Source organism: Duncaniella sp. C9 (assembly GCF_004803935.1).
Taxonomy (GTDB): domain Bacteria; phylum Bacteroidota; class Bacteroidia; order Bacteroidales; family Muribaculaceae; genus Duncaniella; species Duncaniella muris.
Map to the genome: position 1 here is coordinate 1,289,345 of NZ_CP039547.1, position 24,058 is coordinate 1,313,402.

General features: G+C 50.6%; 22 protein-coding genes and 1 pseudogene. 11 read left to right on the plus strand and 12 right to left on the minus strand.

What is annotated here, in order from left to right:
- Window positions 1–6: 6 nt before the first annotated feature.
- The 5 genes and pseudogenes from E7745_RS05190 to E7745_RS05210 form a co-directional block, all read right to left on the minus strand.
- Window positions 7–381, minus strand: coding sequence for a DMT family protein (locus E7745_RS05190; protein ID WP_123398642.1), 375 nt, complete (start codon window positions 379–381; stop codon window positions 7–9).
- A gap of 16 nt (window positions 382–397) precedes the next feature.
- Window positions 398–1,930: a bifunctional UDP-sugar hydrolase/5'-nucleotidase gene (locus E7745_RS05195; RefSeq protein WP_136408436.1), complete on the minus strand. Its 1,533-nt coding sequence runs from the start codon at window positions 1,928–1,930 to the stop codon at window positions 398–400.
- Window positions 1,931–2,116: 186 nt separating this feature from the next.
- Window positions 2,117–2,596: a hypothetical protein gene (locus E7745_RS14800; RefSeq protein WP_168182013.1), complete on the minus strand. Its 480-nt coding sequence runs from the start codon at window positions 2,594–2,596 to the stop codon at window positions 2,117–2,119.
- Window positions 2,597–3,619: 1,023 nt separating this feature from the next.
- Window positions 3,620–3,715 (minus strand): annotated as a pseudogene (locus E7745_RS05205) (7-carboxy-7-deazaguanine synthase); the annotation flags it as partial.
- A gap of 103 nt (window positions 3,716–3,818) precedes the next feature.
- On the minus strand, window positions 3,819–5,042 hold the full coding sequence (locus E7745_RS05210) for an IS4 family transposase (RefSeq protein WP_124076696.1): 1,224 nt from the start codon (window positions 5,040–5,042) through the stop codon (window positions 3,819–3,821).
- A gap of 557 nt (window positions 5,043–5,599) precedes the next feature.
- Between E7745_RS05210 and E7745_RS05215 the strand changes: the two genes are divergently transcribed.
- The 3 genes from E7745_RS05215 to E7745_RS05225 are packed head-to-tail and all read left to right on the plus strand — an operon-like array spanning window position 5,600 to window position 7,969.
- Window positions 5,600–6,607 (plus strand): radical SAM protein, encoded by a 1,008-nt coding sequence (locus tag E7745_RS05215; RefSeq protein ID WP_136408438.1) that lies wholly within the window; start codon window positions 5,600–5,602, stop codon window positions 6,605–6,607.
- Between the two features lie 2 nt (window positions 6,608–6,609).
- Window positions 6,610–7,557, plus strand: coding sequence for a hypothetical protein (locus tag E7745_RS05220; protein ID WP_124076117.1), 948 nt, complete (start codon window positions 6,610–6,612; stop codon window positions 7,555–7,557).
- 4 nt (window positions 7,558–7,561) lie between these two features.
- A complete protein-coding gene (locus E7745_RS05225; protein ID WP_168182016.1) occupies window positions 7,562–7,969 on the plus strand; it encodes a PH domain-containing protein in 408 nt (135 codons plus the stop codon).
- Window positions 7,970–7,975: 6 nt separating this feature from the next.
- Here the strand turns inward: E7745_RS05225 and E7745_RS05230 are convergent, their stop codons facing one another.
- The 5 genes from E7745_RS05230 to E7745_RS05250 are packed head-to-tail and all read right to left on the minus strand — an operon-like array spanning window position 7,976 to window position 12,567.
- Window positions 7,976–8,557: a radical SAM protein gene (locus E7745_RS05230; RefSeq protein WP_136408440.1), complete on the minus strand. Its 582-nt coding sequence runs from the start codon at window positions 8,555–8,557 to the stop codon at window positions 7,976–7,978.
- 41 nt (window positions 8,558–8,598) lie between these two features.
- Window positions 8,599–8,934, minus strand: coding sequence for a 6-carboxytetrahydropterin synthase (locus E7745_RS05235; RefSeq protein WP_136408441.1), 336 nt, complete (start codon window positions 8,932–8,934; stop codon window positions 8,599–8,601).
- A gap of 48 nt (window positions 8,935–8,982) precedes the next feature.
- On the minus strand, window positions 8,983–10,422 hold the full coding sequence (locus E7745_RS05240; protein ID WP_136408442.1) for a CCA tRNA nucleotidyltransferase: 1,440 nt from the start codon (window positions 10,420–10,422) through the stop codon (window positions 8,983–8,985).
- Between the two features lie 59 nt (window positions 10,423–10,481).
- A complete protein-coding gene (locus E7745_RS05245; RefSeq protein WP_124076119.1) occupies window positions 10,482–11,672 on the minus strand; it encodes a Xaa-Pro peptidase family protein in 1,191 nt (396 codons plus the stop codon).
- 7 nt (window positions 11,673–11,679) lie between these two features.
- Window positions 11,680–12,567, minus strand: coding sequence for an META domain-containing protein (locus tag E7745_RS05250; RefSeq protein ID WP_160631765.1), 888 nt, complete (start codon window positions 12,565–12,567; stop codon window positions 11,680–11,682).
- A gap of 432 nt (window positions 12,568–12,999) precedes the next feature.
- Here E7745_RS05250 and E7745_RS05255 point away from each other — a divergent pair, with 432 nt between their 5' ends.
- The 3 genes from E7745_RS05255 (at window position 13,000) to E7745_RS05265 (ending at window position 15,809) form a co-directional block, all read left to right on the plus strand.
- Window positions 13,000–13,461: a dCMP deaminase family protein gene (locus tag E7745_RS05255; RefSeq protein WP_123400389.1), complete on the plus strand. Its 462-nt coding sequence runs from the start codon at window positions 13,000–13,002 to the stop codon at window positions 13,459–13,461.
- Window positions 13,462–13,602: 141 nt separating this feature from the next.
- Window positions 13,603–15,228: a S41 family peptidase gene (locus E7745_RS05260; protein ID WP_123400387.1), complete on the plus strand. Its 1,626-nt coding sequence runs from the start codon at window positions 13,603–13,605 to the stop codon at window positions 15,226–15,228.
- A gap of 23 nt (window positions 15,229–15,251) precedes the next feature.
- Complete coding sequence (locus tag E7745_RS05265; protein ID WP_123400385.1) at window positions 15,252–15,809, plus strand: 5-formyltetrahydrofolate cyclo-ligase; 558 nt, start codon at window positions 15,252–15,254, stop codon at window positions 15,807–15,809.
- A 270-nt stretch (window positions 15,810–16,079) separates the two neighbouring features.
- On the opposite strand, the gene E7745_RS05270 is transcribed toward E7745_RS05265, so the two are convergent.
- A complete protein-coding gene (locus tag E7745_RS05270; protein ID WP_123400383.1) occupies window positions 16,080–16,925 on the minus strand; it encodes an ATPase in 846 nt (281 codons plus the stop codon).
- A 75-nt stretch (window positions 16,926–17,000) separates the two neighbouring features.
- A complete protein-coding gene (locus E7745_RS05275) occupies window positions 17,001–18,320 on the minus strand; it encodes an exo-beta-N-acetylmuramidase NamZ domain-containing protein (protein WP_123400391.1) in 1,320 nt (439 codons plus the stop codon).
- Between the two features lie 209 nt (window positions 18,321–18,529).
- On the opposite strand from E7745_RS05275, the gene E7745_RS05280 reads away from it, so the two are divergent.
- The 5 genes from E7745_RS05280 to E7745_RS05305 all read left to right on the plus strand — a co-directional run bounded on the left by E7745_RS05280 (window position 18,530) and on the right by E7745_RS05305 (window position 23,910).
- Window positions 18,530–19,558: a sensor histidine kinase gene (locus E7745_RS05280; protein ID WP_107031812.1), complete on the plus strand. Its 1,029-nt coding sequence runs from the start codon at window positions 18,530–18,532 to the stop codon at window positions 19,556–19,558.
- On the plus strand, window positions 19,555–20,259 hold the full coding sequence (locus tag E7745_RS05285; RefSeq protein WP_123400381.1) for a LytTR family DNA-binding domain-containing protein: 705 nt from the start codon (window positions 19,555–19,557) through the stop codon (window positions 20,257–20,259). The genes E7745_RS05280 and E7745_RS05285 overlap by 4 nt, the downstream gene beginning before the upstream one ends.
- Window positions 20,260–21,432: 1,173 nt before the next feature.
- The gene (locus tag E7745_RS05295; protein WP_136408443.1) at window positions 21,433–22,524 is read left to right on the plus strand and encodes a hypothetical protein; all 1,092 of its coding nucleotides are present in this window, start codon (window positions 21,433–21,435) and stop codon (window positions 22,522–22,524) included.
- Window positions 22,525–22,579: 55 nt separating this feature from the next.
- Window positions 22,580–22,999, plus strand: a complete 420-nt coding sequence (locus E7745_RS05300; protein WP_136408444.1) for a hypothetical protein — start codon at window positions 22,580–22,582, stop codon at window positions 22,997–22,999.
- Between the two features lie 8 nt (window positions 23,000–23,007).
- Window positions 23,008–23,910 (plus strand): hypothetical protein, encoded by a 903-nt coding sequence (locus tag E7745_RS05305; protein WP_137426196.1) that lies wholly within the window; start codon window positions 23,008–23,010, stop codon window positions 23,908–23,910.
- Window positions 23,911–24,058 lie beyond the last annotated feature (148 nt).

Consider the following 24,058-nt stretch of genomic DNA (forward strand, 5'->3'; position numbering starts at 1 on the left):
GACTTTTCAGCTGTCCATAAAGACCAGATAGACGGCCGCTATCAGCAGGCAGAATGCCAGAAAGTGATTCCAGTGGAGCGCCTCGCCTTTGAAAAACACTATGGTGAAAATCGAGAACACCACCAGTGAGATAACCTCCTGCATGACCTTCAGCTGAAGCAGCGAGAACTGGCCGCCGTTGCCGGCGAAACCGTAGCGGTTTGCCGGAACCATGAAGAGATATTCAAACAGCGCGATGCCCCATGAGAGCAGGATCACCAGCATCAGCGGGGTCTGCGAGGTTATGACCTTCATTTCCGACAGCTTCAGCTGTCCGTACCAGGCGAAAGTCATGAAAATGTTGCTTATGACAAGCAAGCCCAATGTAAGCCATCCGTTCATTGTCTGAGGGAATTTTTTAGAAACTTGTCATGCGGGCCTTTTTGTCAGGAGCCGACAGCAGTTTGTCGAGTTTCCCGGCCGAGATGTAGTCGATGAGTATTTTATAGAGCACCTCATTGCTCTTGGCGAGAGTCACGCCCTTTTTCAGAGGCTCCATATAGTCATTGCCTGCGGCGAGATAGTCGATCGTGGCAAGGCGGTAGCTGCGTTTCGGGTCAATAGGCTTGCCGTCGATGGTCACGCTGTTGACAGCCTTGGTCGAGGGATCATAGACCGCCTTGACATTGCCGCTCACTCCGTTGCCGTCCTGCGCGGCCATGATGCCGAAGTTGTCTATCAGATCCTGGCCCTTGATCTCGATGACTACTATAGAGTTGTCAAACGGAGCGATGTCAATGATCTCGCCCTGGGTGATGGGGCCGGCGGCAAGTGAGTTGCGGATACCGCCCTTGTTCATGATGGCCAGGTCGACAGGCTTTCCGCAGATTTCCTCTCCGCGGATCTTGACGAAATCGCTCAGCAGATTGAGCATCTCTGTCGACTTGCGTTCGAACTCGAAAGGCGAGTTGCCTATCACCTGCGAGCGCATCGAGTCGACTTTGGCGCGGTAGGGGGCCACGATTGATTCGATCTTCGAGCCAACGCGGCTGTCCAGACGGCTGTCAACGGAGATCAGCTTGGCGCTGACCTCCTTGGTGTCAAGGTTGATGTCGATCTCGCCGAGGTTCACACCGCTTGATCCGGTCTGCAGCACACTGATAGTGTCGCCGGCGGCGTTTGCCACTCTCCAGGCGGGCACTCCGGCGCGCTTGTCGGCCGGGTCAATCACCGTGTGGGAGTGACCGCCGATGATCACGTCGATGTCACGTGAGTTTCTGGCGATGTCAAGGTCGCTGTAGCCGGGCTCGTTGTCATAGCCGATATGGGTCACGGCAATCACCATGTCGGCGCCGTCTTTCTTGAGCCGGGCGGCCTCTTCGTTGGCAGCCTTTACGCCGTCGATGTATTTGACACCGGTGTAGTTCGACTCGGTCACAATTCCCGCCGGATCAAGATTGATGCCGATGAACCCCACGGTCTTGTCGCCGATCTTTTTCATCATCGAGGGTACAAAAAGGCCTTCGAGGGTCGATTCGCTGAAGTCATAGTTGGTGCTGAGGCGCACGGCGTTGAGTTGTTTCCACTCCTTGGCGAGCTGCTCCATGCCTTTGTCAAACTCGTGGTTGCCGAGAATCTGTATGTCATAGCCCATAGCGTTCATGACCTTGCGCTCCACTTCTCCGCCGAAGAGGGTGTAGTAGAGCGAGCCCTGCACTGCATCGCCGGCATCAATCAGCATGACGTTTTCATTAGCGCCGCGCACACTGTCGATCAGCACATCGCGCCGCGACACGCCGCCGAGGTTGTGGCGGTCGGGGTCGATGGCCGAGTGGGTGTCGTTTGTGTGGAGAATCACAAGCCGGTTGGCCGAATCGTCTTTCTTCGTGCAGCTGCTCACGCCGAAGAGGGCCGCTAAGACACACGCTATCAGTAATCTGTTGAGTTTCATATGCTATATTGATATAATATCTAAATTACATTACAAACGGCACTTCGCAAAAGTTTCTCACTCCCGCAAAACGCATCGGCAAAATTAGCAAAAATCCTTGAATACCGGAGGCAAGAGGTTGTTTTTAAACGAGCTCTAAAAATCATCATGGCCGGCGAAAGACTTCGGGGCGCTCCGTAGGGGTGCTTACTGTCGGGCCAGACGGCGGCGCAGCCTGTTTGCCGCACGGCGCACCTCCTGCTCGTAAAGGCGGCGTTCGCGGCGGTTGCGCGGTCTGAACGGCTCCGGTTCTTCGTCCTCGGCATCATCGGAGTCAACATCCTGTTCGGCTGCTGCGGGGGCAGACACTGCCGCAACGGCTGCGGGCTCACGGTGTTTTCGGGCGGCATCGGCCACTCTTTCGGCGGCGCGCTGACGTGCACGGCGTGAACGCTGGAGAGCCTTGTCAATCTCCATGCGCAGCAGGTTGAAAACCAGAATTGTAGCGGCGTCTGAGCCGCCCGGAGGCAGAGTGCCGTCAGCCATATAACGGTCAATGCAGCCCATAGTCGCCTCCGCGGCATCCTCACGGCCTACACTCCTCAGAGAGTCTCTTACGCGGTCTGTGATAGTGGAATAGAAGTTTTTTGATACCGGACAGAGTGGCTTTCGTGTATGTTTTTTCATAGCGCAGTAAATTTTGACTTTTAGTTTACCGCAAAGATAATCACCTCTGTCCCCCGTTTTAGTGCGATAATGCGGGAGAGGGCAAAAAACATAGTCCCCCGTTGCCGTTAACCAGCCTCTCCGAGGCAGAAGTCTCTTTCTCACCAATACCCCAGGCACCGCTCGGCCCTTTGGGCTCTCGCTTACCCTGGGGTTTCGAAAACTCAGTCTCTTCGAGACTTTTATGGAAGCCACCATCTCATCCGAAACTCGCCTTATCGGACACCCGTCGCCTGCGTGGCCGTCCGGACCCCGTCTTGCGGACACGCGCTGACCGTGAGCGGTCCGGGCCCGGTGTTGTCATTCTGAATTGGCGTTGTCTGGTCCTGTCGTTGCCTGCGGGTCCATTCGGAACGGTAAATCGGTGTCCTCGACCGGACACCATATTTGTTTGAATGTCTTTCCTCCCCGACACCTGCGCGCGTTGCGCTTCGGTGTCGGGGGCTACGAGTAAATCGGTGTCCTGGCGGACACCCGCTGCCCGCTGCCCGTCCGTCCCCCGCCTTGCCGCCGTCCTCCGTTGCCTGTGTGACCATCCGGACCCTGTCTTGCCGGGTTTGGCGCTGCCTTTGGATCTGTCCGGGTCACGCTGCGCGTGCTGAGACCGGATGGTGATGTCCGTCAGGACATCGGTTTACTCGTAGCCCGTGACACCGCAGCGCACAGCGCGCAGGTGTCACGGGTTTGCGATCCCCTCCAGCATGTGGTGTCCGGACGAGGACACCGATTTACCGCCCCGGATGGAATGCTAATAATTAAAATATTTTTTAACTTTATGAAATCTTTATAGCTCTTTTCGACCAATTTTAGGCTTTAGTTCAGTCATTATGGAACCCCATAACTCTTTCACAAAATCTAAAAATTGACTCGAAAATATTCTCTAAATCTTAACATAAATCAAAAGTAAACACGACTCTTAAAAGTCGTTGTATCGATCTTGTCAAGGCGATCAATCCTGACGTAACGCTCCGATTATAAAGCTGCCTACTGTATGTCGATCAGCTTGTGGGTCTGTAGCGAGAGCCGCCAGTGGGGATGGGCGAGGATGTAGCTGACGGTCGCGGCCGTGTTCGAGCCGCTAAATATCATTATAAGCTATTACTGTCCGCTAAACCATAAAAGGGTGAGTCCAACTTCTTGAACAGCAGAAGTTGGGCTTACTTTTTGTATTTGACAAGCCCCCTCAGCAGTTTTCGGGATCTTCAGGAGGGGATTCCGAGGCCTCTGCGAGCATGATTTTCAAGTCAGCGTCGGGCTGATTTAGGAACTTTTCGAGATTCAGATAATACATCAGTACAATTCTGACGATTGTAGCCAGTCCAGAAAAGCTCCAACGCCTTTGCAAGGTGCTTTGTAAGACCGAGAGCAACAGATTAGCTATGAGCGTTACCCAAATCTGTATTTTTATGGCATTGGCACTTTCGCCATAGAAGTATCGCAAAGGGAAGTTCTGCTTTATCTGCTTGAAAAGCGACTCAATCTGCCATCGGCGACGGTAGATGGCCACGATTGTCTCCAGAGGCATGTCGAAGTCATTGGTGAGAAGCGATATAAGTTTTGGCTTCTTGCCTTTCTTAATGTCAACGTATGTGATTATTCTTGCAATGTGGTTGATGCCGTCTTTACGGAACACTACGACCTGTTCACGGTACTCCATCAGTCCCTGTGGATTCTGGTGCATACAGTCCACAAGTATTTCATAACTGAGGTTTTTCTTCATTTTGGTTACATATACCACCCCTCGATCCGTCAGTTCCTCGAATTTGGCATAGTTGATATATGCACGGTCAAGTGCTACTATCTCGTTGTGGCTGTAATGGCTCGGTGCAAGCATGAAGGAGTCATTGGTCGCTGCCGAAGTGAACTGCACGTCGCAGTGAACGCCCTCATTGGCATGTATGACCGAGTGTACCTTGATGCCGCCTTTCTTCTTTCCCGTCTTCGGATGACGGCCAACACCCTTGAAAATAGCATTGGAGAACAACGTGATTGTAGTGGAATCGATGATTCTAAGCCGTCTTATCCACTCTTCCGTGCCATTGCGTCGGCTGTCCGAGGAAAGAATGTCTTTATTGGCTGCATACAAGTCGCGGTATACATCTTCAAAGAACTTCTCTGAACGTCTGGCATTTGCATCCGACAAGGTGCTCCGCCTGGGCACAGTGTCAATGCCTACATGATGGAGTTTGCGTACCTCGGCTGTCATAGAAGTCTCTATCTCACGCAATGAATCGAAGCGCTGTATGACAGCATATAGCATCGTAAGCAAATGCGTATAGCCGTCAAAGCTCTTGACATACTTCTCTCCGCCGTGTTTTCGGCTGATTTCAACTATTTTTTCACGATCAAGTGATTTTATCAGCTGACCATATGTCGGCTGTCCGAAGAAATTACTACTTTTACTCATGGTTATTTAAGATAGTTTGGCGACATCAAAATAACCATTTAGGGCTGACTCCTGCAATAGGTGCCAGCCCTAATTTTTCAATCGCTCAAAAAAAGTTTAGCGGACAGTAATAATTATAAGCATGTCTTTTATGTTTGTAGATTGGTATTATTCCCTTGATTGTTAAGGCTATGTCAATTTGATGGTGCCTAAATCGTTGTGACTTTGGTGGATTTCGATGTGGTTGCCATATTTAGAGATATTATTGTCCGCTAAACCATAAATCACGTGACCGTGATTTTATCAACTGACCATATATTGGCTGTCCGAAGAAATTACTACTTTTGGGCATGGTTATTCATGGACTGTTTGGCGATACCCAAATAACCAATTAGAGCTGACTCATGCAAATGGAAATCGACTTTAATCGCTTGTATTAGCAAGAATCAGTCCTAAATTTTTAATTCCTCAAAAAAGTTTAGCGGACAGTAATAATTTAGAGATATAAAGTTTCAAATTATTTGTGAATTATTTGAGTATGTAATATATTTGCAGAAAAATATATCAGTAAAAACACAATGAAAGTAAAAAGTCTCTCTCTGGTTACAACTTATAAATGTACTGCGTCATGTGCAAATTGTTGTTTTGAGTGTAATCCAAATAGGTCTGAAAAAATGCCTTTGAATATTGCAAAAAAATATATTGATGAAGTTATTTCTGTCTTTAATGAGATTGAAGTGGTAGTTCTAACAGGAGGAGAATGTTTTATTGATCTGCCATATTTGATTTCGTTAATAAATTATATTGCGGATAAAGAGTTAATTTGCAGGGTTGTTACAAATGCATTTTGGGCGAAAACTAAAGATGCGGCTATAAGTGTTCTAAAGAGATGTAAGAATGCGGGATTAGCTGAGTTAAATATCAGTACTGGTGATGAGCATCAAATATTTATTCCGTTTGAAAACATAAAAAATGTAATCCATGCAGCAACGGCTTTAGATATATTGACGGTGGTTAATGTCGAGTCGGGTAGTAGACGTAATTTTGGGGTGAATAATATATTGCAAGATGAAGATGTTAAATTAATTTTACATGGAAATAAAAATATTAAACTACATATAGCCCCTGGTTTATGGATGCCTTTTACAGAAGAAAGCCTATCATTATTTCGGAATAAAAAAGAAAATGTACCATATTTTCTTAAAGAAAGATGCCATAATATATTTAATGGGATTACAATATCTCCTGAAGGTAAAATGTTATCTTGTTGTGGATTACCAGTTTTGTATATTCCATACTTTAACTTGGGAGATTTAGAATTTGGTAATTTGTACAACCAGTATATTGCCCAGTTTGATGACTTCTTAAAAATATGGTTGTTTGTATCTGGTCCGTGGAAAATCTTATCTTTTATTGGTGAAAAATTAAATATTGATATCCCTGAGTGTCATGTTATTGCTCATACATGTTTTTATTGTGCATGCATATTTACCAATCCTCTCTATTTAAATGCGGCAAAAAAATATTATGGAGAGGTATATTCAATAGTGATGCTTAAATTTTCCTTTCTTATTAGACAGCTATAAAAATGAAAACGCCGAATAAAAATGTAAAAAGATTAGTAGTGTGGTCGGTCGCAAGTTCTTTAGTAGGAAGTTCTTGTTCAGGATTATATGCTGATCATGATTTAGATCGATTCACGACAGAAGTTAATAATAGAGTAATAGGGAAACAAGCTGCAATAAGTATTCATTTATCGGATGAACAATATGAATCATATGTTTATTATGCGAATATTGTTGATCAAATAATATCAGATCGATCATTTGCAAAAAAAATGATTGAAAATCCATCAAGATATTTGTGTAGTCGCAGTGGAAATAATATTAGTGGTAATATTGATGATATTCTTATATTAGATACTGGTTTACAAAGATTACTTCAGTCATTTGCGGATGATGATATTATGAATGCGATAGATGCAGGTGATGTAAAAGCATACCTATATCAGATGAAAAATAAAGGCTTTTTGTATCAACAAATAGAAGAGAATTATGATGTATTGAACCGAGAAGAAAAAAAATTATTTCTTTTGAGTTTAGGTGTTGAAGATCCCGATGCTATTGTAGATTCTATTGCCGTTGGAGTCTTTGTGGCATTATTCTATTTTGCTGTTGCTGTAATTTCACATGTTGCTGGTATGTATACGGCTTTTGTAGCTGCTAATATGGTTGCGGGATTCACAATTGTTGTAGATATGGCTGCATACACATCTGTTTCTGTCGCAGGATTACATTTAAATTGGGATAAAGAATTTGATATATGGCTTTTATCTTCATCGGATGAAGATGGCGATAAAGTTATAAATCTTAATGAAAATGAATGTCGGGAAGCTATTGATAATGTTATTCAAGTCTATAGTGAAATATTTGCAGATGAAGTTAAGGATATAGACATAGATCGTTTAATTGATACAGTAAGATTAAATGTCAACAAGCAGATTGAATCAGATCTATTGGACTTAAATAATGAATAATTATATGAAATTCAGATCAAAGATTGACCTGTGGGTAGTTGTGGCGCTATTTCTGATCGTGGCGTTGCCGGTCGGGCTTCCGCTTTTCTATGCGTTTTCGTGGATAATGCTTGGGGTTGCCGTCATTACAGGGGCCATTCTTTGGTCTGTGACATTTGGAATAAGTTATGTAGTGACAGATCAAAAACTCCTGATCAGATGTGGCCCGCTCAGATTAGGGCAAGTGGATATAATGAAAATCACCGTGATAGAATCGACCGGCAGCATGTCGGCAGCCCCGGCGGCGTCATCTGACCGGATTGCGGTCTATTACAAAGGGAGCCGTCAGGCTGTGGTGATTTCGCCTGATGACAGGAAGGGATTTATCGATCTTGTCAAGGCGATCAATCCTGACGTAACGCTCCGATTATAAAGCTGCCTACTGTATGTCGATCAGCTTATGGGTCTGTAGCGAGAGCCGCCAGTGGGGATGGGCGAGGATGTAGCTGACGGTTGCAGCCGTGTTCGAACCGCCGTCGTAGCGAGGTGAGCTGCAGGGCTGTAGGAAATAGTGCATGGCCGGAAGCGAGTTGGCTATGGACTCGACATCCTGACCTTCGTAGACCACTTTGAGTTCGTCGATGTTGCGCAGGCGCACGGCTATCTCACCCCCATGGCCCTGCTTCGGCGAACAAGTCACCCAGTCAATCCCTTCGGGCAGAGGATTGGTGCCGTTTGTCTCGATCTGTATGAACCAGCCCTCGTCATGGAGCAGATCGACCAGCATCTGATCGAGTTGCAGCGAGGGTTCGCCTCCGGTGATGATTATGTGGCGTGTGGGATATTGCCCGATTGCCTCTACAATCTGCGCGGGGCTCATCAGAGTGTGTTCCTCGTGGCGGGTGTCGCAGAATCCGCATTTCAGATTGCAGCCGCTCATGCGCAGAAACACCGCGGGAGTGCCCGTGAAGTAGCCCTCGCCCTGAAGCGAATAGAAGATTTCGTTTATCCGGTAGCTCATAGAAATGGAGTAGTGGTAGGGGAGTGTTGGTGGGGAATGGATTATTCGTCAGTCTCGTAGCTTGCCACGTTGCCCTCGCTTTCCTGCACGTCCACGCGGTAGCAGTGGGGAATCTGCTCGCAGATCCAGCGGGCAATGTTCTCGGCCGTGGGGTTGAAGGGGAGAAGCTCGTTGAAATTGCCGTGGTCGAGATAAGAGGTGATGTGCTTCTTGATGTGGCTGAAATCGGCCACCATCCCGTCGGCGTTGAGCTGGCGCGAACGGCAGTGGACAGTCACAATCCAGTTGTGGCCGTGCAGGCGGCTGCATTTGCTTTCATATGACAGTTCGAGGCGGTGGCAGCCTGCAAGTTCGAATCGCTTGGTGATATAGTACATAAGTAACTCTCTCTGTTTGAAGTAACTCTCTTAAGTAACTCTGAAAAATTATTTCTTGGCGCCGCTGACCGGATAGAGACCCTGCTCGGCGGCAAGACGGAGCATCAGTTCGCGGGCTTCTTCGTGGTCGTTGTGGATCACGCCGTCAAGCACCGCATTTTTGATGGCGCTCTTGATCTGGCCTACCACCGGACCGCCCGAAATGCCGAAGGTCTCCATGATCTCGGTACCGTCGACCGGCGGCTTGAAGTTGCGGATGTGGTCACGCTCGTTGAGGTCTACCATCTTGCGGCGCACAAGCGCGAAATTGTCGAGAATCCGGCGCACTTTCTCCTGGTTTTTGGACGTGATGTCGGCCTCGCAGAGGGTCATCAGATCTTCAATGTCATCGCCCGCGTCGTGGATCAGACGGCGCACAGCCGAATCCGTGACCTCGTCCTCCACCAGTGCTATGGGGCGCATGTGGAGCTCTACGAGTTTGGCCACATATTTCATCTTGGAGTCCTGCGGGAGCCTCATGCGGCGGAAAATGCGCGGCACCATCTTGGCACCGATGAAATTGTGGTTGTGGAAGGTCCAGCCTATTTTTTCGTCCCAGCGCTTGGTGACGGGCTTGGCTATGTCATGCATAAGCGCTCCCCAGCGCAGCCACACGTCGTCGCTCTTCTCGGCCACGTTGTCGAGCACGGCCATAGTGTGGTAGAAATTGTCCTTGTGGCCGCGACCGTTGACCACGTCCACCCCCTTCATGGCCGCCAGTTCTGGGAAGATGATGGCAAGCAGACCTGATTTCAGCAGCAGATCCCAGCCGGTTGACGGGCGGCGGGAGTGCATGATCTTCATCAGCTCGTCGACAATGCGCTCTTTTGAGATGATGCGTATGCGCTCGGCATTGCGGCGTATGGCCTCGAAGGTCTCAGGCAGGATGGTGAAATCGAGCTGAGTGGCGAAGCGGATGGCCCGCATCATGCGCAGAGGATCGTCGCTGAAAGTGACGTCGGGGTCGAGCGGAGTGCGCAGAATACGGCGCTCCATGTCGCCAAGTCCGTCGAAAAGGTCCACGAGCTGCCCGAAGCCGTTGCGGTTGACACACAGAGCCAAAGCGTTGACGGTGAAGTCGCGGCGCGAGAGGTCTTCTTCGAGAGTGCCGTCCTCGACCACCGGCTTGCGCGAGTTGCGGTCATAGCTTTCGCGGCGTGCGCCTACGAATTCGAGTTCCGTGTCGTGGCGCTTGACCTGCGCGGTGCCGAAGTTGCGGAACACGTTGAGGTGAGTGCCCCGGCCGAGGCGCGAGGCCACTATCTCGGCCAGCTCGATGCCGCTTCCCACGGTCACAAAGTCGAAATCCTTTGACGGACGGTCAAGAAACAGATCGCGCACACATCCTCCCACGGCATAGCAGGGGCGGCTGATCGAGTCGGCTGCCTCGCCGATGGAGTGGAAGAGCGGGAGGTCGATTTTTTTTACTATATCTTCTAAAGATTGCATTTTCAGGGGTTGGCTGTGGTGAGTGGGTGGGGAGGGGGAGCTGAGGCAGGCTGTGGCGCTCAGACGTCGAAATAGGAAATCTCCTCAGGGGCCGGGGTCAGGCATTCAATGCCGTCGTCATTGACGGCATAGGTATTCTCGATGCCTACGGCACCTGTGCCCGGAATCACGAATTTCGGTTCGAGGGCTATCACATTGCCTGCGGCGATGATGTCGCGCGAGCGGGGAGCGATCACCGGAAGCTCGTTGATCTCTATGCCGATGCCGTGGCCTATGAAGCCTGCATGCTGGCGGTGGCCCATGAAGTAGGGGTGCAGGCCGCACTCTCTGACCATCTCCTCGGCCTTGGCATAGAGCGCCTTGGCCTCGGCTCCCGGACGCATCATGGCGCAGAGCTCGCGGTGGATGTCGATTGAACACTGATGGGCCTTGAGAGCCAGCGGATCGACATTGCCAAGGGCGAATACACGGGTCATGTCGGTCATGTAGCCGTCAAAATTGCCGTTCATGTCGACCATCACCGTATTGCCCGGCTTGATGGTGTTGCCGTTGGCACCCACCGGCAGCGAGGGGTCCATGCCCTGGCCTCCCATTGCGAAATCGTAGGGCGAGGGGAAGTCGGCATTGTCGCCCACAAGCACGTTGCCCATATAAAGCTCCATCGAGTCTCCACTGATGCGGAACTGGCCGAGGCAACCTTCCAGACGGCTGAGTTTTTCGATCTCCACCTGAAGCTCAAGATCGTTCATGCCCGGCTGATAGAGATGAGGGATGCGGCTGTAGACATGGACATGCTTCACTCCTGAGCGGCGTATCATGTCGATCTCACCGGCAGTCTTCACCGCGCGGGCCTGGCGCATGACCGCAGAGGCGTTTTTAAGCTCGCTCTGCGGAAAGACGCTCTTCAGGCGCATGGCCGTAGAGTAGGGGAGCACATCCAGTTCGAGGCCTATGGCTTCGGGAACGTTCAGCCCCACAGTCTGGCCTATCTCTTCAGGCTTGCGGATATAGACCACACCGTCGCCTTCGAGTTCCACCGGCCGGCGCACAAAATAGATGACCGGACCTTCCAGAGGCAGATAGATGTATCCGGCGTAGACACGTCCGGTCAGATAGTATTTGTTGGCATTGTCAGAAATCAGCATGGCCGGAAGCTGATCGGCAGCCATCCGGACCCTGACCCTGTCAATGCGCATCTGCTGCTCTTCGGGAGTGAGGAGCAGCAGATGGCTGATGTCTATGGGTTTCATTATCGGACTATTCTTCATTGAGCTGGTCGGGAGAGATGCGGATGAGGGTCAGCATCGGCATTCCGTCGGAATCCTTCATGATAGCCTGGTCGGCAGATGCACCTTCAGTGCATGTGGCCACCTCTTCGAGAGCCACGAGGAATGACTGTTCGGTGGCAATGTCAGGGCAGGTCATGCGGGTGGTGGCGAGATCCTTGAACTCTATGCCGTCGCCCTTGTCGAGGTTGATGACCACGGTGCCGTTGAGAATATTGCAGCCGGCATTGCCGTGGATTTTGCATTCGTCAATATCGATCACCACCTTGATGGCTGTCGAGGCAGGAACCGGAGTACCCTTGATGGTAGTCACCTGCCATGCGCCGTTGAGGAACGATAGATTGCGCTTGCGGAGAGTCATGAGAGCCGTGCCTGATTCGGAATTGAGCGAGATGGAGTTGTTGTCGATCACACTGTAGGAAGCCACCTGGTTGATAGCCTGGTTGAAAGCGAATTCATAAGGCGCGTCCGGACAAGCTTTGAGCGAGGTGATAAACTCGCCGTTGGGATTGAGCTTCGTGCCTTTGACAATCCATGAACCGTTGAGGTAATTGCAGCCGTTGAAGCCGATCACCAGAATGGCGGTCTTCGCTTCAGGGATAGCCTTGAAAGTCACTTCGGGATGATTGTCGCCGTTGACCTTCACCTCCTCGCCGTTGATAGTGGTGACAGACCAGCTTCCGAGCAGAGGCTCGATCAGAGTTTCGGCAGATGCCGGTTTCGGCTGTCCGGTTACGGTAGTAGTCTTTACGTTTGCGTTTTCGCTATCCACGGTAGTGCCGTTTTTTTTGAATACATTGCAGCCTGACATAAGCAAAGTTGCTGAAATGGCGGTTGCTAACAGAGAAACAGATTTCATAATCATATATGTTTTTTTGAATTTCGGAAGGACGTTCGGGAACTCCGGCTACAACTTCGGGAGCCCATCGGGTTTTAGAGATTAAACATCCGAAAGCCCGACTTTGTGCGCCCTCCGTGAAGAATTGACAACAGTCAGACGCCACCGCGCCTGATCTAACTACACCACAAAAGTAATCAATTTCCCGCACATAGGCAATCTTTCCCCGCCAACGCCCCCGGCCACCGCGATAATTACATAACCCTTTGCAAAAAAAAAGATCTGTCTGACAAATCCTGGCATCGTTTGCTTTTAAGCGATGATCTGACCGTTTAAAGGATTACGTGGCTATGTTTTGTGCACATTTTTGGGACGGATGTGTTATATTTTGCGATGAAATGTGATTTAATAGAATTATTCTCACTATCTTTGCACTGAATAAATCGACCGATTATGGAACATGACGGCAAGGAACATAACGGCAAGCAGGAGCTGCTCGACAGACGCTATCTGCGCATGGCCCGCATATGGGCCGAGAATTCCTATTGCGAACGGCGGAAAGTCGGGGCGCTGATGGTCAAGGGGCGCACTATTATTTCCGACGGGTTCAACGGAACTCCGGCAGGCTTCGAGAATGTCTGCGAGGACGAGAGCGGTCAGACCAAGACCTATGTGCTCCACGCCGAAGCCAATGCCATCACCAAGGTGGCCCGCTCAAACAACTCTGCCGAGGGTTCGACGCTCTATGTTACCGCTTCTCCCTGTCTGGACTGCGCGAAGCTGATCATCCAGGCCGGAATAAAGAGGGTGGTGTTCAACGAACTCTACCGCATCACCGACGGCATAGATCTGCTGCGCCGTGCAGGGGTGGAATGCTGCCATATATCGGATGCCTGCGAGACTGACGGCGTTTAGAAATTAGCCGCCTGCTCCACGCCGGCCCATACTTAGAGGCCGTTGTTTTTTTGACAACCTCTTATTGCTATTCGTACATTATTACATTGTCTCTGATAAGATAAAAACATCAAAAAGCTAATTTTTTTGTAAAAACCTTCTATGAACAACCGTCTTAAGAAAACATCCGTCTGGATGCCGCTTGCCATTGCAGTGGCTCTCGTGGCCGGAATGTGGATCGGTAAATCTTTTTTCAATAATTCCGCAAGATGGAATTCCAGAAGCAAACTTGACACGATTCTGGAAATAATCGACCGCTCGTATGTCGACGATGTTGACCCCGACAGCCTGCTTGAGGCTTCGTTTGCCGGGCTGCTCTCACATCTCGACCCCCACTCGGTCTATATCCCCGCCGCAGACCTTCAGAACGTCAACGAGGAGCTGAGCGGCTCGTTTTCAGGCATCGGCATATCGTTCAATCTGCTCAACGACAGCATTAATGTGCTTGAGGTGATTTCCGGCGGACCCTCGGAGAAGGCCGGTCTGCTTGCCGGCGACAAGATTGTGAGCATCAACGACACCATTGTGGCCGGACAGAAATGGAGCGATGTCAAGGTGCGCTCTTCGCTGCGCGGGCCTAAGGGAAGTGTGGTGAAGCTCGGCATCAAACGCCACACGTCGAAAAAGATTCTTCCTTTCGAGGTGGTCCGCGGCGACATCCCTGTGACCTCTATCGACGCCGCCTATATGATCGCTCCGAAGACCGGCTATGTCAAGATCAATAAATTCGGGTCGAACACCTACAGCGAATTTCTCACCTCGGTTGTCAACCTTATGGCCGACGGGGCCGAGAAGTTTGTAATAGACCTCCGCGGCAACGGCGGCGGCTTCATGGAGCCCGCCGTGCTGATGGCCAATGAATTCCTGCCTGCCGGCTCGCCGATAGTGAGTATGCGCGGAAAGACCGCTCCCGATGACCGCCCTACGTTCAGCGACGGTTCCGGATCGCTGCTCAACACCGAGCTGGTGGTTCTGATCGACGAGGTCTCGGCAAGCGCGAGCGAGATCTTCGCCGGTGCTATCCAGGACAATGACCGCGGACTGGTGATAGGCCGCCGCTCGTTCGGCAAGGGTCTGGTTCAGAATCAGATCGAACTGCCTGACAGCAGTGCCCTGCGTCTGACCATAGCCCGCTACTACACTCCGTCGGGGCGCTGCATCCAGAAGGCCTACGCTCCGGGAACGGATTATGACCGCGATATCATCAACCGCTACGAACACGGCGAGTTCTACAGCGCCGATTCCATAAAGCTCGACAAGTCGCTTGCCTTCGAGACCATGCACGGACGCACCGTCTATGGCGGCGGGGGCATCATGCCTGACATTTTCGTCCCGAATGACACTGCCGGCATCACGTCGTATTATCTCAACGTAGTCAATGCCGGTCTGATTCAGAAATATACTTTCGACTATACCGACCGAAACCGCGACAGGCTTGAAAAGTCAGGCGATGTGGCTGCTCTTCTGCGCATGCTCCCTGACGATGACACTCTGCTTCAGGACTTTGTCAGCTACTCGCAGAAGGCCGGTGTGGCTCCCCGCTGGTACTACATAAACATTTCCCGTGATCTGCTTGTTAATCAACTGAAAGCCATGATAGTCCGTAATGTGCTTGGCGTAGAGGGCTATTTCAAGGTGTTCAACGAACTTGACCCGACGGTTGTCAGCGGAGTCGAGGCTCTCGCCTCCGGCAAGGCGGCTTTTCCGGTCAAGGAGACAAGATATTAATTGCGAAAGCTTCCACCGGGACTATGAAAAAAGATGACATAAGGCGCAATATAAAGGCCCGCAAGACTCTTCTGAGTGAGGAGGAAAAGCAGGCGGCGGCCGAACAGGTGTTCAGCCTGCTCGAACAGACTGCCGAATTCATGCTGTCAGACAGGATTCTGATGTATCATTCGCTTCCTGACGAATTGTCAACGCGGGCGTTTATCAGAAAGTGGTGCGGACGCAAGCATTTCTATCTTCCGCGAGTCAACGGAGTGAATCTTGAGATTCTTCCCTATGACGAATCGCGCCTGAGCCTCGGTTCGTTCCATATCGAGGAGCCTACGGGGACTGACACTTCTTCGGTCGATGAGATGGAGATGATCGTGGTCCCGGCTGTGGCCTATGACCGCAGCGGCAACCGTGTGGGCCGCGGCAAGGGTTATTACGACCGCCTTCTCGCCGGAAGCCGTGCCCGCAAAGTGGGTGTGGCCTATGATTTTCAGCTCGTTGATGAGATTGAAGCCGATCCGCATGACGTGCAGGTTGACGTGGTCATCACCCAGAACAATCACATTGTTATCAGGAAATACCGCCATTGATTTTCCCTCGGCGATGCCCCCTTCCATCTGTCCGCCTCCAAGCCCTCCGGCCAAATGACCGAACGGTGAATGGGAGCGGGTGCTGTCGCGTGGATAAAGGGCTGGTAAGGTGTGTTTTATCTTATGGCCGTGTGGCGGGCATGTTTTGCAAACAAGGATGTTTGCAAGCCTCTTCGAGGTATTGGGGGTGGTTACACTGTCTTGGAATAGAGGATGTCACGGTCACGTGGCGGAAGTAAATCAGTGTCCTACGGACGCCTGCGGGTATTTTTATTGGCCGTGGAAGCTGATGAGGGCGTCCATCGGGGCTTGGGTGATGCGGCCTATTGTCAGTCCGCATTCTGCGGCTGCCCGGCGGAGCTGCGGGGCGAAGTGGTGGGCTATGGAGCCGATGAAGTGGACGGGTAGAGCGCGGGCGTTGTCGTAGTCGAGTATGTTCATGCTGAAAAAGCGGGTGAATTCATCTGTGACGAGTCTGCTGATCTCCGGGAGGTCAATATGCTCTTTCAGGAAGGGGGCGAATGAGGCGAGATAGGCGGCCGGGCGCTCTCCTCGGTAGACGTTGCGGATGACTTCGGCTTTGTCTGCTTCCGGGTAGCGGTCGGTGAACAGTGAGATGACGCTCTGTGGCAGGCGGCGTTTGAATATGCCGGTCAGGAGGGCTTTGCCGAGGGAGGCGCCGCTGCCTTCGTCGCCGAGTATGAAGCCCATAGGTGGTGTGTTGGCCGTGATACGGCGGCCGTCATAGAGGCAGGAGTTGGATCCGGTGCCGAGTATGCAGGCTATTCCGGGCTCGGAGCCGCAGAGGGCGCGGGCGGCGGCGAGCATGTCGCTGTCGACGTGGGCTGTCTCTGCTGCAAAGGTCGCTTTCAGCACCGATCCCACTTCATCGCAGCGTTCTCCGATGCATCCGGCACCGTAGAAATATATGGCGCTGCAGCCCGTGGCATCGCCAAGGAGCGCGGGGGCGTCTTCACGTATGATCTCCACGAGGCGGTCGGTGTGACACTGGGCGGCATTGAATCCGCGGGTGCAGAGGCGCAGGCGGCACAGGGAGTCTTTTCCCAGCAGCGCCCATTCTATTTTGGTGCTTCCGGCATCGGCTATGACTGTCATGATCGGTCTATCGGATATAATATGGAGCTACTTGGCGGCTGTTTTTAAACAACCACTTATATAGCTAAGGTGTGATTACTCGTAGAGACGGTAGATTTCGGTGCGGGCGGTGAAGGCTTCCACGTCTTTGTCCCAGTAGTCGGCCATGTCTTTGACCTTGTAATTTTCCTGGAAGAGTTCGCGGACTTTTGGCGATCCGCATACCATGTCAAACATCTTTATGCGGGCCGGTGTGGCTTTCGAGAATGCTTTTTGGCCGGGATACATGGCGGCGAGTTCCTGCATGATGTAGAACTGGATGAGGGTCAGAGGGGCAGCCGCGGCATCGCGGACATAGATTTCCACTCCGTGGAGATTCTCGCCTTTGAAGATGGCGTAGAAGGGCTTGTAGTGGATAGGGCGGAACTCAACGCCGGGTATCTTCAGAGCTGTCAGTCGGTCGGCGAGTTTCTGGGCGTTGATCCATGTAGTGCCGGCGAGTTTGAAGGGGAGGGTGTAGCCCACGCCGATCGATACGTAGTCAAGCTCACCCATGATGCCTGTGGCCGGATAGAGCAGGGCTGTTGTCGGGTCGGGGATATGCGGCGAGGGGAGCACCCAGGGCATTCCGGTGTCGGCGAAGGTCATGGAGCGGTGCCAGCCTTTCATGGGTATGACTGTCAGGTCGGCTTTCATGCCGCTTTTGAGCAGCCCCTCGCCGTTGAGGTAGCGGGCGAGTTCGCCGGGGGTGAGCCCGTAGATGTAGGGGATTGGATATTGGCTGACAAAGGAGAAATTGCCCTGTTCGGCGATGCTTCCTTCCACCTTGTTTCCGCCGAGCGGGTTCGGGCGGTCGAGCACCATGAATTTCTTCCCGTTTTGGGCTGCGGCTTCCATAGCGAGCCCCATAGTGGAGATGAAGGTGTAGCTGCGGGTGCCGATGTCCTGGATGTCATAGACGAGCACATCTACGTTCTGAAGCATCTCAGGGGTTGGCTTTTTGGTTTTACCGTGGAGCGAGTAGACGGGCACTCCGGTTTTCGGATCGGTGTCATTGGCCACGTTGGCTCCGGCCACATGGTCACCTCTGACGCCGTGTTCGGGGGCGAAGAGAGCAGTCAGCCTGACGTTGTGGGCTTCGGCAAGGATGTCGATTGTCGATTTGAGCGAATTGTCAACGCCTGTAGGGTTTGTGATGAGGCCCACTCGCATTCCGTCGAGTTCCTCGAAGCCGTTGCGGCGGAGCACCTCGATGCCTGGCAGCACCGCGGGGCTTTCCGGTTTGTGGCCGGTGACTGCCGGGGAGGTAGCAGCGGCTGTGTCTGAGTCCTGAGAGTCAGCAGTTGCGGAAGAATTGGTATTGCCGCAGCCTATGGCTGCTATGGCGAGCAGAAAAGTTGATAGAAGTCCGGTCATTTTCATAATTATATTATAACGCTTCCACCCGGCATACAGGTTCGGTAAAACCGTGGGAATTCATGCGTGAAGCCTGCAAAAATAAGAAGTTTGGAGGAGATATGCAATAAGAGGTGTTTTTAAACGACCTCTAAAAGGTTTTCCGGACACCCTTTAATTTTCTTTTCGGCCGGCTTTCAGAAGATGGCGAATAGTGTTAAATTTGTGACATGAAATTCTTAAAGAAAAAAGTAGACCGGATCATAGATCTGACTTTCTGTCTGGTATTCATGCCGTTGTTGATTGTGCTGAGCCCGGCTTATTACTGGCTCTCCGACTGGCCGGGGTTTACGTGGCTTCTGATTGCCTGTCTCTACGGCGACTATTTCGCGGTGCGTCTGCTCAACATTCCCAAGCTTTTTGTGGAACGAAAGTACTGGCTTATCGGTGTGATTCTTGTGGTGCTTGTGATAGGCAACTACATACTGACGCAGTACAGGCTTCCGGAGGTGACGTTCAACGCCGAGTCACTGACGGCTCTTTACAATCAGATACGCAACTACAGCAAGGCAATCGGAGTGTGGATGATGTTCTCGCTGGTGATGGGCTATGCGCTGTCCATGTCGTTTATCCAGGAACTTTACCGGCAGCTGATGATCAAGAAGGAGGTGGAGCTGCAGAGGAACACTGCCGAGCTTGCCGTCTATAAGGCCCAGATCAACCCGCATTTCCTTTTCAATACGCTCAACTCGCTCTACAGTATGCTCATCGGCACATCGGAACGCACAGAGACGGCTTTCGTGAAGTTTATCGAACTGGTCAAATATACCTATACCGGGGTAGACCGCGACACTGTGGCGCTGGGCGAGGAGATACGTTATATCCGTAACTATATCGACCTGCAGTCGTTGCGTCTCAACGGCCATACCAAAGTGAAATGGAGCTGCGATGTGGACGACGAGAGCGCGCGCATCCCTCCGATGATCATGATCACGTTTCTTGAAAATGTGTTCAAATACGGAACTTCGACCCACCGCGACTGCCTGATAGACATAAGCCTCACTCTTAAGGAGGGCTTGCTTGAATTCCACACTGAAAATGATATTCTCAAGCGCGTTGAGGAGTTCAGGACCGAGGCTCCGGTGGGTCTGGAGAACTGCCGTGTGCGGCTTGCCTGCCTTTTCCCGGATGCCTGCGAACTGAAGACCGTGGAGAAGGACGGAAAATTTATTGTTGATCTAAAAATCAGACTCTCATGACTAGTCAAAAGCTCAGATGTGTGGCTATCGACGATGAGCCACTGGCCCTGGATATCATCTCCAAATTCTGTGGACGTTTCGGCGGCATAGAGCTGTCGGCCTATTCCGATCCGGCCGAGGGGATCGAGGTCATTAAGAAGGGTGATTTCGATCTGGCGTTTCTCGATGTGGAGATGGAGGGTATCAACGGCCTGGAAATTGCCGCTGCGGTGCCTCCGGAGGCTTGTTTCATATTCACCACGGCCTATCTCGATTATGCTTTCGACGGGTTCAATCTCAACGCCGTAGACTATCTGCACAAGCCTTTTGCCTATGACCGGTTCAAACTTGCGGTGGAGAAGGCTATAAAGAAGCTTGACTATAACGAGCATGTGCAGGCCGACAAGTGTATAGTGGTCAAGCAGGAATACAATAATGTGTCTATTCCGCTGGCTGACATTGCCTATGTCGAGGCTATGGAGGGCTATTCGAAGATTTTCCGCACTGACGGTTCGTGTACGCTCTCGCGCGTGATACTCAAGACAATAGGAGCGATGCTTCCCCAGAAGAAGTTTCTGAGGATTCACCGCTCGTTTATAGTGGCTGTCGACAAGATCCGGAGTTTCAGCCGTCAGAGCGTCACTCTGGCCAGCGGGCAGACCATTCCGGTGGGGCGCCAGTACAGCGCTCTGCTTGCGGAGCGTCTGCAGAATCAGAAGTAGGATGCCTGATCGGATGGGGCGGGCCGGGCTGCCCCTCAGGTCAGAGGAGTCGGCTGTAGTCTTGGTCGGCTACGGGTTCAAGCCAGATGTTTGATGTGTCGCCGCCCGGAATCTCGAATGCGAGGTGGGCGAACCATGAGTCGGCGGCGGCGGTGTCGTCGGCCTAGACTTCTTTTGCGAGGCGGAATGCTGCCCAGACTTTTGGCCATCCGGCGTAGAAGGCTATGTGGCTGATGATTTTTGTGCAAAGTTAGGCTAATCGCGTCTTTTGTATGTTACCAATAGGCAGGACCTTTGTACCATTTTTGTAGATTCCGTCGGCGAGATGATAGGACGATGGTAAATCAGTGTCCTCCGGACACTTTTTGGGGGTGGGTGGTTTTTCCCGTGACACCTGCGCGCTGTGCGCTACGGTGTCACGGGCTACGAGTAAATCTGCGTCCTCCGGACGCGCATTGGTTGATCCGGGTTGATTGGGGGGTCGGGTGTCCGTAGGACACCGATTTAGTCGTAGCCCCCGACACCGTGCGCCAAGCGCAAAGGTGTCGGGGGTAGTGGATGTCAGGCAAGAATGTGGTGTCCGTAAGGACACCGGTTTACGGTTCCGGACGGGATATACGTGGGATGTTTGTGGGTTGTGCATGGGTTATGCGTTGGTTGTGCCGAGGCATTGCCGGGGCTTTTTGGTGCGTTTTTGGATGAAGTTATTGAAATTTCAGAAATTATAATTAATTTTGTGGCCGCAGACCGTATCGCAGAAGCCCGGTCAAGGGTGATGCGGGAGGGTCGGCGTAAAAGATGGCTTGCCATTCGGCTTGCTGAAAACAGCAGGGCTGACGGCTCTGCAATGACATACTGAAAAGCGTTTACTCGACGCTCTTTCTTGGCTTGTTGAAACTTCGCAACTTTCTTCATGGTATAGTCAGGAATGAGACAACAGTAGATGCCTTGTGGATATGTATATTCCACCGAAGCGGGCGCGAGAGTGCAGGCTGTCGGTGTTGTTACACATATTCTGCGTGAGGCTTCTGCGTTGTCCGTTCTACTATACCAGGCAATGCGAAGGCCTCAACAAGCGGAACGGGCAACAAGTACGGCTCTCACGCTTTTTTTTGTTTTATAAACCAATCCTGATAGATACCGGAGAGGGGAGCCTGTGGTGTAATGTTTGTTATGACACGACTCAAATCATTCGTGCAATTGCTGATGGTCTGCATTTTGGCAGTCACTACAGGTTGCAGTGGAGATGGACCGGAATCTGCAACTGACAATCTTGCCGGAAATTGGTATGGCACGCGCTGTTATGTAAACAATGGTGCCGTGAAATATCAGAACATAACTCTTCGCCTGAATTCCGACAAGACAGGTTCAATGGAGTATGAAGGACCGGATTCTTTTTCAGTGGCATATTTTACATGGTCGGCAAGCGGTGGACGTCTTGTGTGCAAAGGTGCGTATGCCAGTACTTCAGGCGATCTATCCGGTGACTATCAGATGGAATGCCGGATAGAAAGCGGCAGGCTGATGCCGACAGGCCAGTTTTCGACGTTCATTCTGACAAAAGATAATTCCGTTATGACCGATGGTGACGGAAATGAGATTGAAAGTCCTGAAACCCAGTTGTACACCCTTCAGAACACATGGGTGTCAACCGATGGGAAAACTGTCATTACGTTCTATCCTGGCGGGGTGTATGATGAATACGTGCTTGACGCGCCGGGGAGCAACTCATACTCTGAATTCAACACGGGGTCTTACTCGTTTGCTCCTCTCAACAAGACACTGACCATCAAGATGACGTTGTGGAATGTCGTGACTCTGAGTGATAAGAGTCTCGTTCTGCAGAGGGGGACTACAAAGATGGAGTTTCGCATGGGGACGCGTTCGGATATGCCGTCAGTTTCAAATCTGAAGTCTAATCTGACATCGGCTTTTGGCTGGACGGACAAAAACGGTAAATATACATTTCGGTTTTTGGCTGACGGAAGCGTGGTATATTTCGAAAATTCGTTCCGGAAATACGGCTCATGGGGTGACATTTCGTTGTGTGCAAGCGGAACTTTTTCTGTATCAGGATCGTACGTGACCTGCAATTTCACTTCTGTTGACTGGGAGTCAGGAACATCAGGAACAGCAAGCTATTTCCCGGATTGGAAATGCGGCAGTCCGGCTACAAAGGTTTACAAGATGGAGATAACGGCTTCTTCCAGCCTGATGGTCACCATGCCTAATTCCACCATTGTATATTTGTCTAAAATCCAATGAAAACGCTGAAGAATTTATCTTTTTTATATTAACCATTTTTTTTAACAAACAAATTATGAAATTTTCAATTAAAAATCAGTTCAAATTTGCAACACTTTTCGTTGTATTGGTATCATGTTTTGCTTTTGCTGCATGCAGTGACAACAAAGACAGTTCAGATGAACCGGGTATTTATGAAGGCAAAACATTTGTGGGCTCCTGGCAGGGATCGGATGGCGATGATACTTTTTTTGTCACACTTTCCGCTGACGGGACCTACACGGATTATCTTGTGGTAGGAGGGCAGAAGGAGTCTAAGGCAAGCGGAAAATATACCGTTACCGGTGATAAACTTTCAGTTCCGTCAAACAGTAACTTTGCGAATGCATGGGGCCAAAGTGTTATAACCATGACTTTCTCAGGCGAAAATAAAATGTCATGGACAAACAGTCTGATGAATAGCTGGGGTGTATCTTTAACCTTCAACCGTAAATAAACAGGATTATGCGAAATTTGCTATTGACTCTGCTTATAGCGACGACTTTTGCTCTGGTTTCATGCTCTGATTCAAAGAATGATGAGCCTGGCGTAGCCGGAGGCTCAGATGAAAAGTTTGTAGGTACCTGGCGTATTGAAACTGTTGATGACAACGGGCGGCCTGTTGTGACTATCGTTGATCTGAATTCAAACAACAGTGCTTCTGTAACGGCCTATACATGCAAAACCAATCCTTGTGTTATGGACTTCAGGGAAACGGATAACGGAACATGGGAATATTCTCCAGATCTTAACTGGTTTAAAATTAGCTATAAAAGCGTATTTGAGGTTGTGGCTTGGGGAATTCATGAAAACGTGACGTTTAATGGCAGCGATCAGTTTTCCGCGAGAAACGTCGGTATAGAAAAGACGTTTGTCTGGAAACGGTCCTCACCTATGGAGGCTAAACGATTCTCAGGACAGTATGGATATTGGAAGGTAAAAAGCTTTTCCGGTATTTTGAGGAGCAGGAGCTTTATAGGTGTTGATCCTGATACTGATGAAGATATATATGGAGAAGACTGGACCTCAAAGGCTGAGTATGGAACAGACCATCTAAATTACCAATATCTTTATCTGTCGCAGACTCCGGTTTCAAATGACAATAAATTTGATTCGTTTATGTCAAACTCCTATAATACAGTATATTTTAATCATGATGAACCGATTTCCGCTCTTTCGGGTGGAGATTTCGGATATGATAACCGATGGGAACCAGGAGCTTCATATGGAGGTTTTGAATGGTTCAAGATAAAATCATCTGATGCAAATGTATTGGTCGTTGATTATCAGAGTGGATGGTATTATAAAGATTTGCTTTATTCGAAAACGGAAGGCACGATCACATATGAACGTGTAACCGTCTATTAATAAAAGTATGAGACGTTATATTCGCATGTGTACAATGAAAGTGCACATGCGATAATTCCCGATTCTTAGGGATAACGGTTTAAAATCAGGGCTGATTCTTGCTTTGGCAGGATCAGTCCTGTTTTTTGTTTGTTATCCAGCCTCTCCG

What these genes read in the sequence shown, in the direction of transcription:
- E7745_RS05250 (WP_160631765.1), bottom strand. Translation starts at nt 12,567, where the DNA reads ATGAAATCTGTTTCTCTGTTAGCAACCGCCATTTCAGCAACTTTGCTT.
- E7745_RS05255 (WP_123400389.1), top strand. Translation starts at nt 13,000, where the DNA reads ATGGAACATGACGGCAAGGAACATAACGGCAAGCAGGAGCTGCTCGAC.
- E7745_RS14800 (WP_168182013.1), bottom strand. Translation starts at nt 2,596, where the DNA reads ATGAAAAAACATACACGAAAGCCACTCTGTCCGGTATCAAAAAACTTC.
- E7745_RS05270 (WP_123400383.1), bottom strand. Translation starts at nt 16,925, where the DNA reads ATGACAGTCATAGCCGATGCCGGAAGCACCAAAATAGAATGGGCGCTG.
- E7745_RS05275 (WP_123400391.1), bottom strand. Translation starts at nt 18,320, where the DNA reads ATGACCGGACTTCTATCAACTTTTCTGCTCGCCATAGCAGCCATAGGC.
- E7745_RS05235 (WP_136408441.1), bottom strand. Translation starts at nt 8,934, where the DNA reads ATGTACTATATCACCAAGCGATTCGAACTTGCAGGCTGCCACCGCCTC.
- E7745_RS05220 (WP_124076117.1), top strand. Translation starts at nt 6,610, where the DNA reads ATGAAAACGCCGAATAAAAATGTAAAAAGATTAGTAGTGTGGTCGGTC.
- E7745_RS05245 (WP_124076119.1), bottom strand. Translation starts at nt 11,672, where the DNA reads ATGAAACCCATAGACATCAGCCATCTGCTGCTCCTCACTCCCGAAGAG.
- E7745_RS05300 (WP_136408444.1), top strand. Translation starts at nt 22,580, where the DNA reads ATGAAATTTTCAATTAAAAATCAGTTCAAATTTGCAACACTTTTCGTT.
- E7745_RS05225 (WP_168182016.1), top strand. Translation starts at nt 7,562, where the DNA reads ATGAAATTCAGATCAAAGATTGACCTGTGGGTAGTTGTGGCGCTATTT.
- E7745_RS05295 (WP_136408443.1), top strand. Translation starts at nt 21,433, where the DNA reads ATGACACGACTCAAATCATTCGTGCAATTGCTGATGGTCTGCATTTTG.
- E7745_RS05215 (WP_136408438.1), top strand. Translation starts at nt 5,600, where the DNA reads ATGAAAGTAAAAAGTCTCTCTCTGGTTACAACTTATAAATGTACTGCG.
- E7745_RS05305 (WP_137426196.1), top strand. Translation starts at nt 23,008, where the DNA reads ATGCGAAATTTGCTATTGACTCTGCTTATAGCGACGACTTTTGCTCTG.
- E7745_RS05285 (WP_123400381.1), top strand. Translation starts at nt 19,555, where the DNA reads ATGACTAGTCAAAAGCTCAGATGTGTGGCTATCGACGATGAGCCACTG.
- E7745_RS05260 (WP_123400387.1), top strand. Translation starts at nt 13,603, where the DNA reads ATGAACAACCGTCTTAAGAAAACATCCGTCTGGATGCCGCTTGCCATT.
- E7745_RS05240 (WP_136408442.1), bottom strand. Translation starts at nt 10,422, where the DNA reads ATGCAATCTTTAGAAGATATAGTAAAAAAAATCGACCTCCCGCTCTTC.
- E7745_RS05280 (WP_107031812.1), top strand. Translation starts at nt 18,530, where the DNA reads ATGAAATTCTTAAAGAAAAAAGTAGACCGGATCATAGATCTGACTTTC.
- E7745_RS05265 (WP_123400385.1), top strand. Translation starts at nt 15,252, where the DNA reads ATGAAAAAAGATGACATAAGGCGCAATATAAAGGCCCGCAAGACTCTT.
- E7745_RS05190 (WP_123398642.1), bottom strand. Translation starts at nt 381, where the DNA reads ATGAACGGATGGCTTACATTGGGCTTGCTTGTCATAAGCAACATTTTC.
- E7745_RS05195 (WP_136408436.1), bottom strand. Translation starts at nt 1,930, where the DNA reads ATGAAACTCAACAGATTACTGATAGCGTGTGTCTTAGCGGCCCTCTTC.
- E7745_RS05230 (WP_136408440.1), bottom strand. Translation starts at nt 8,557, where the DNA reads ATGAGCTACCGGATAAACGAAATCTTCTATTCGCTTCAGGGCGAGGGC.
- E7745_RS05210 (WP_124076696.1), bottom strand. Translation starts at nt 5,042, where the DNA reads ATGAGTAAAAGTAGTAATTTCTTCGGACAGCCGACATATGGTCAGCTG.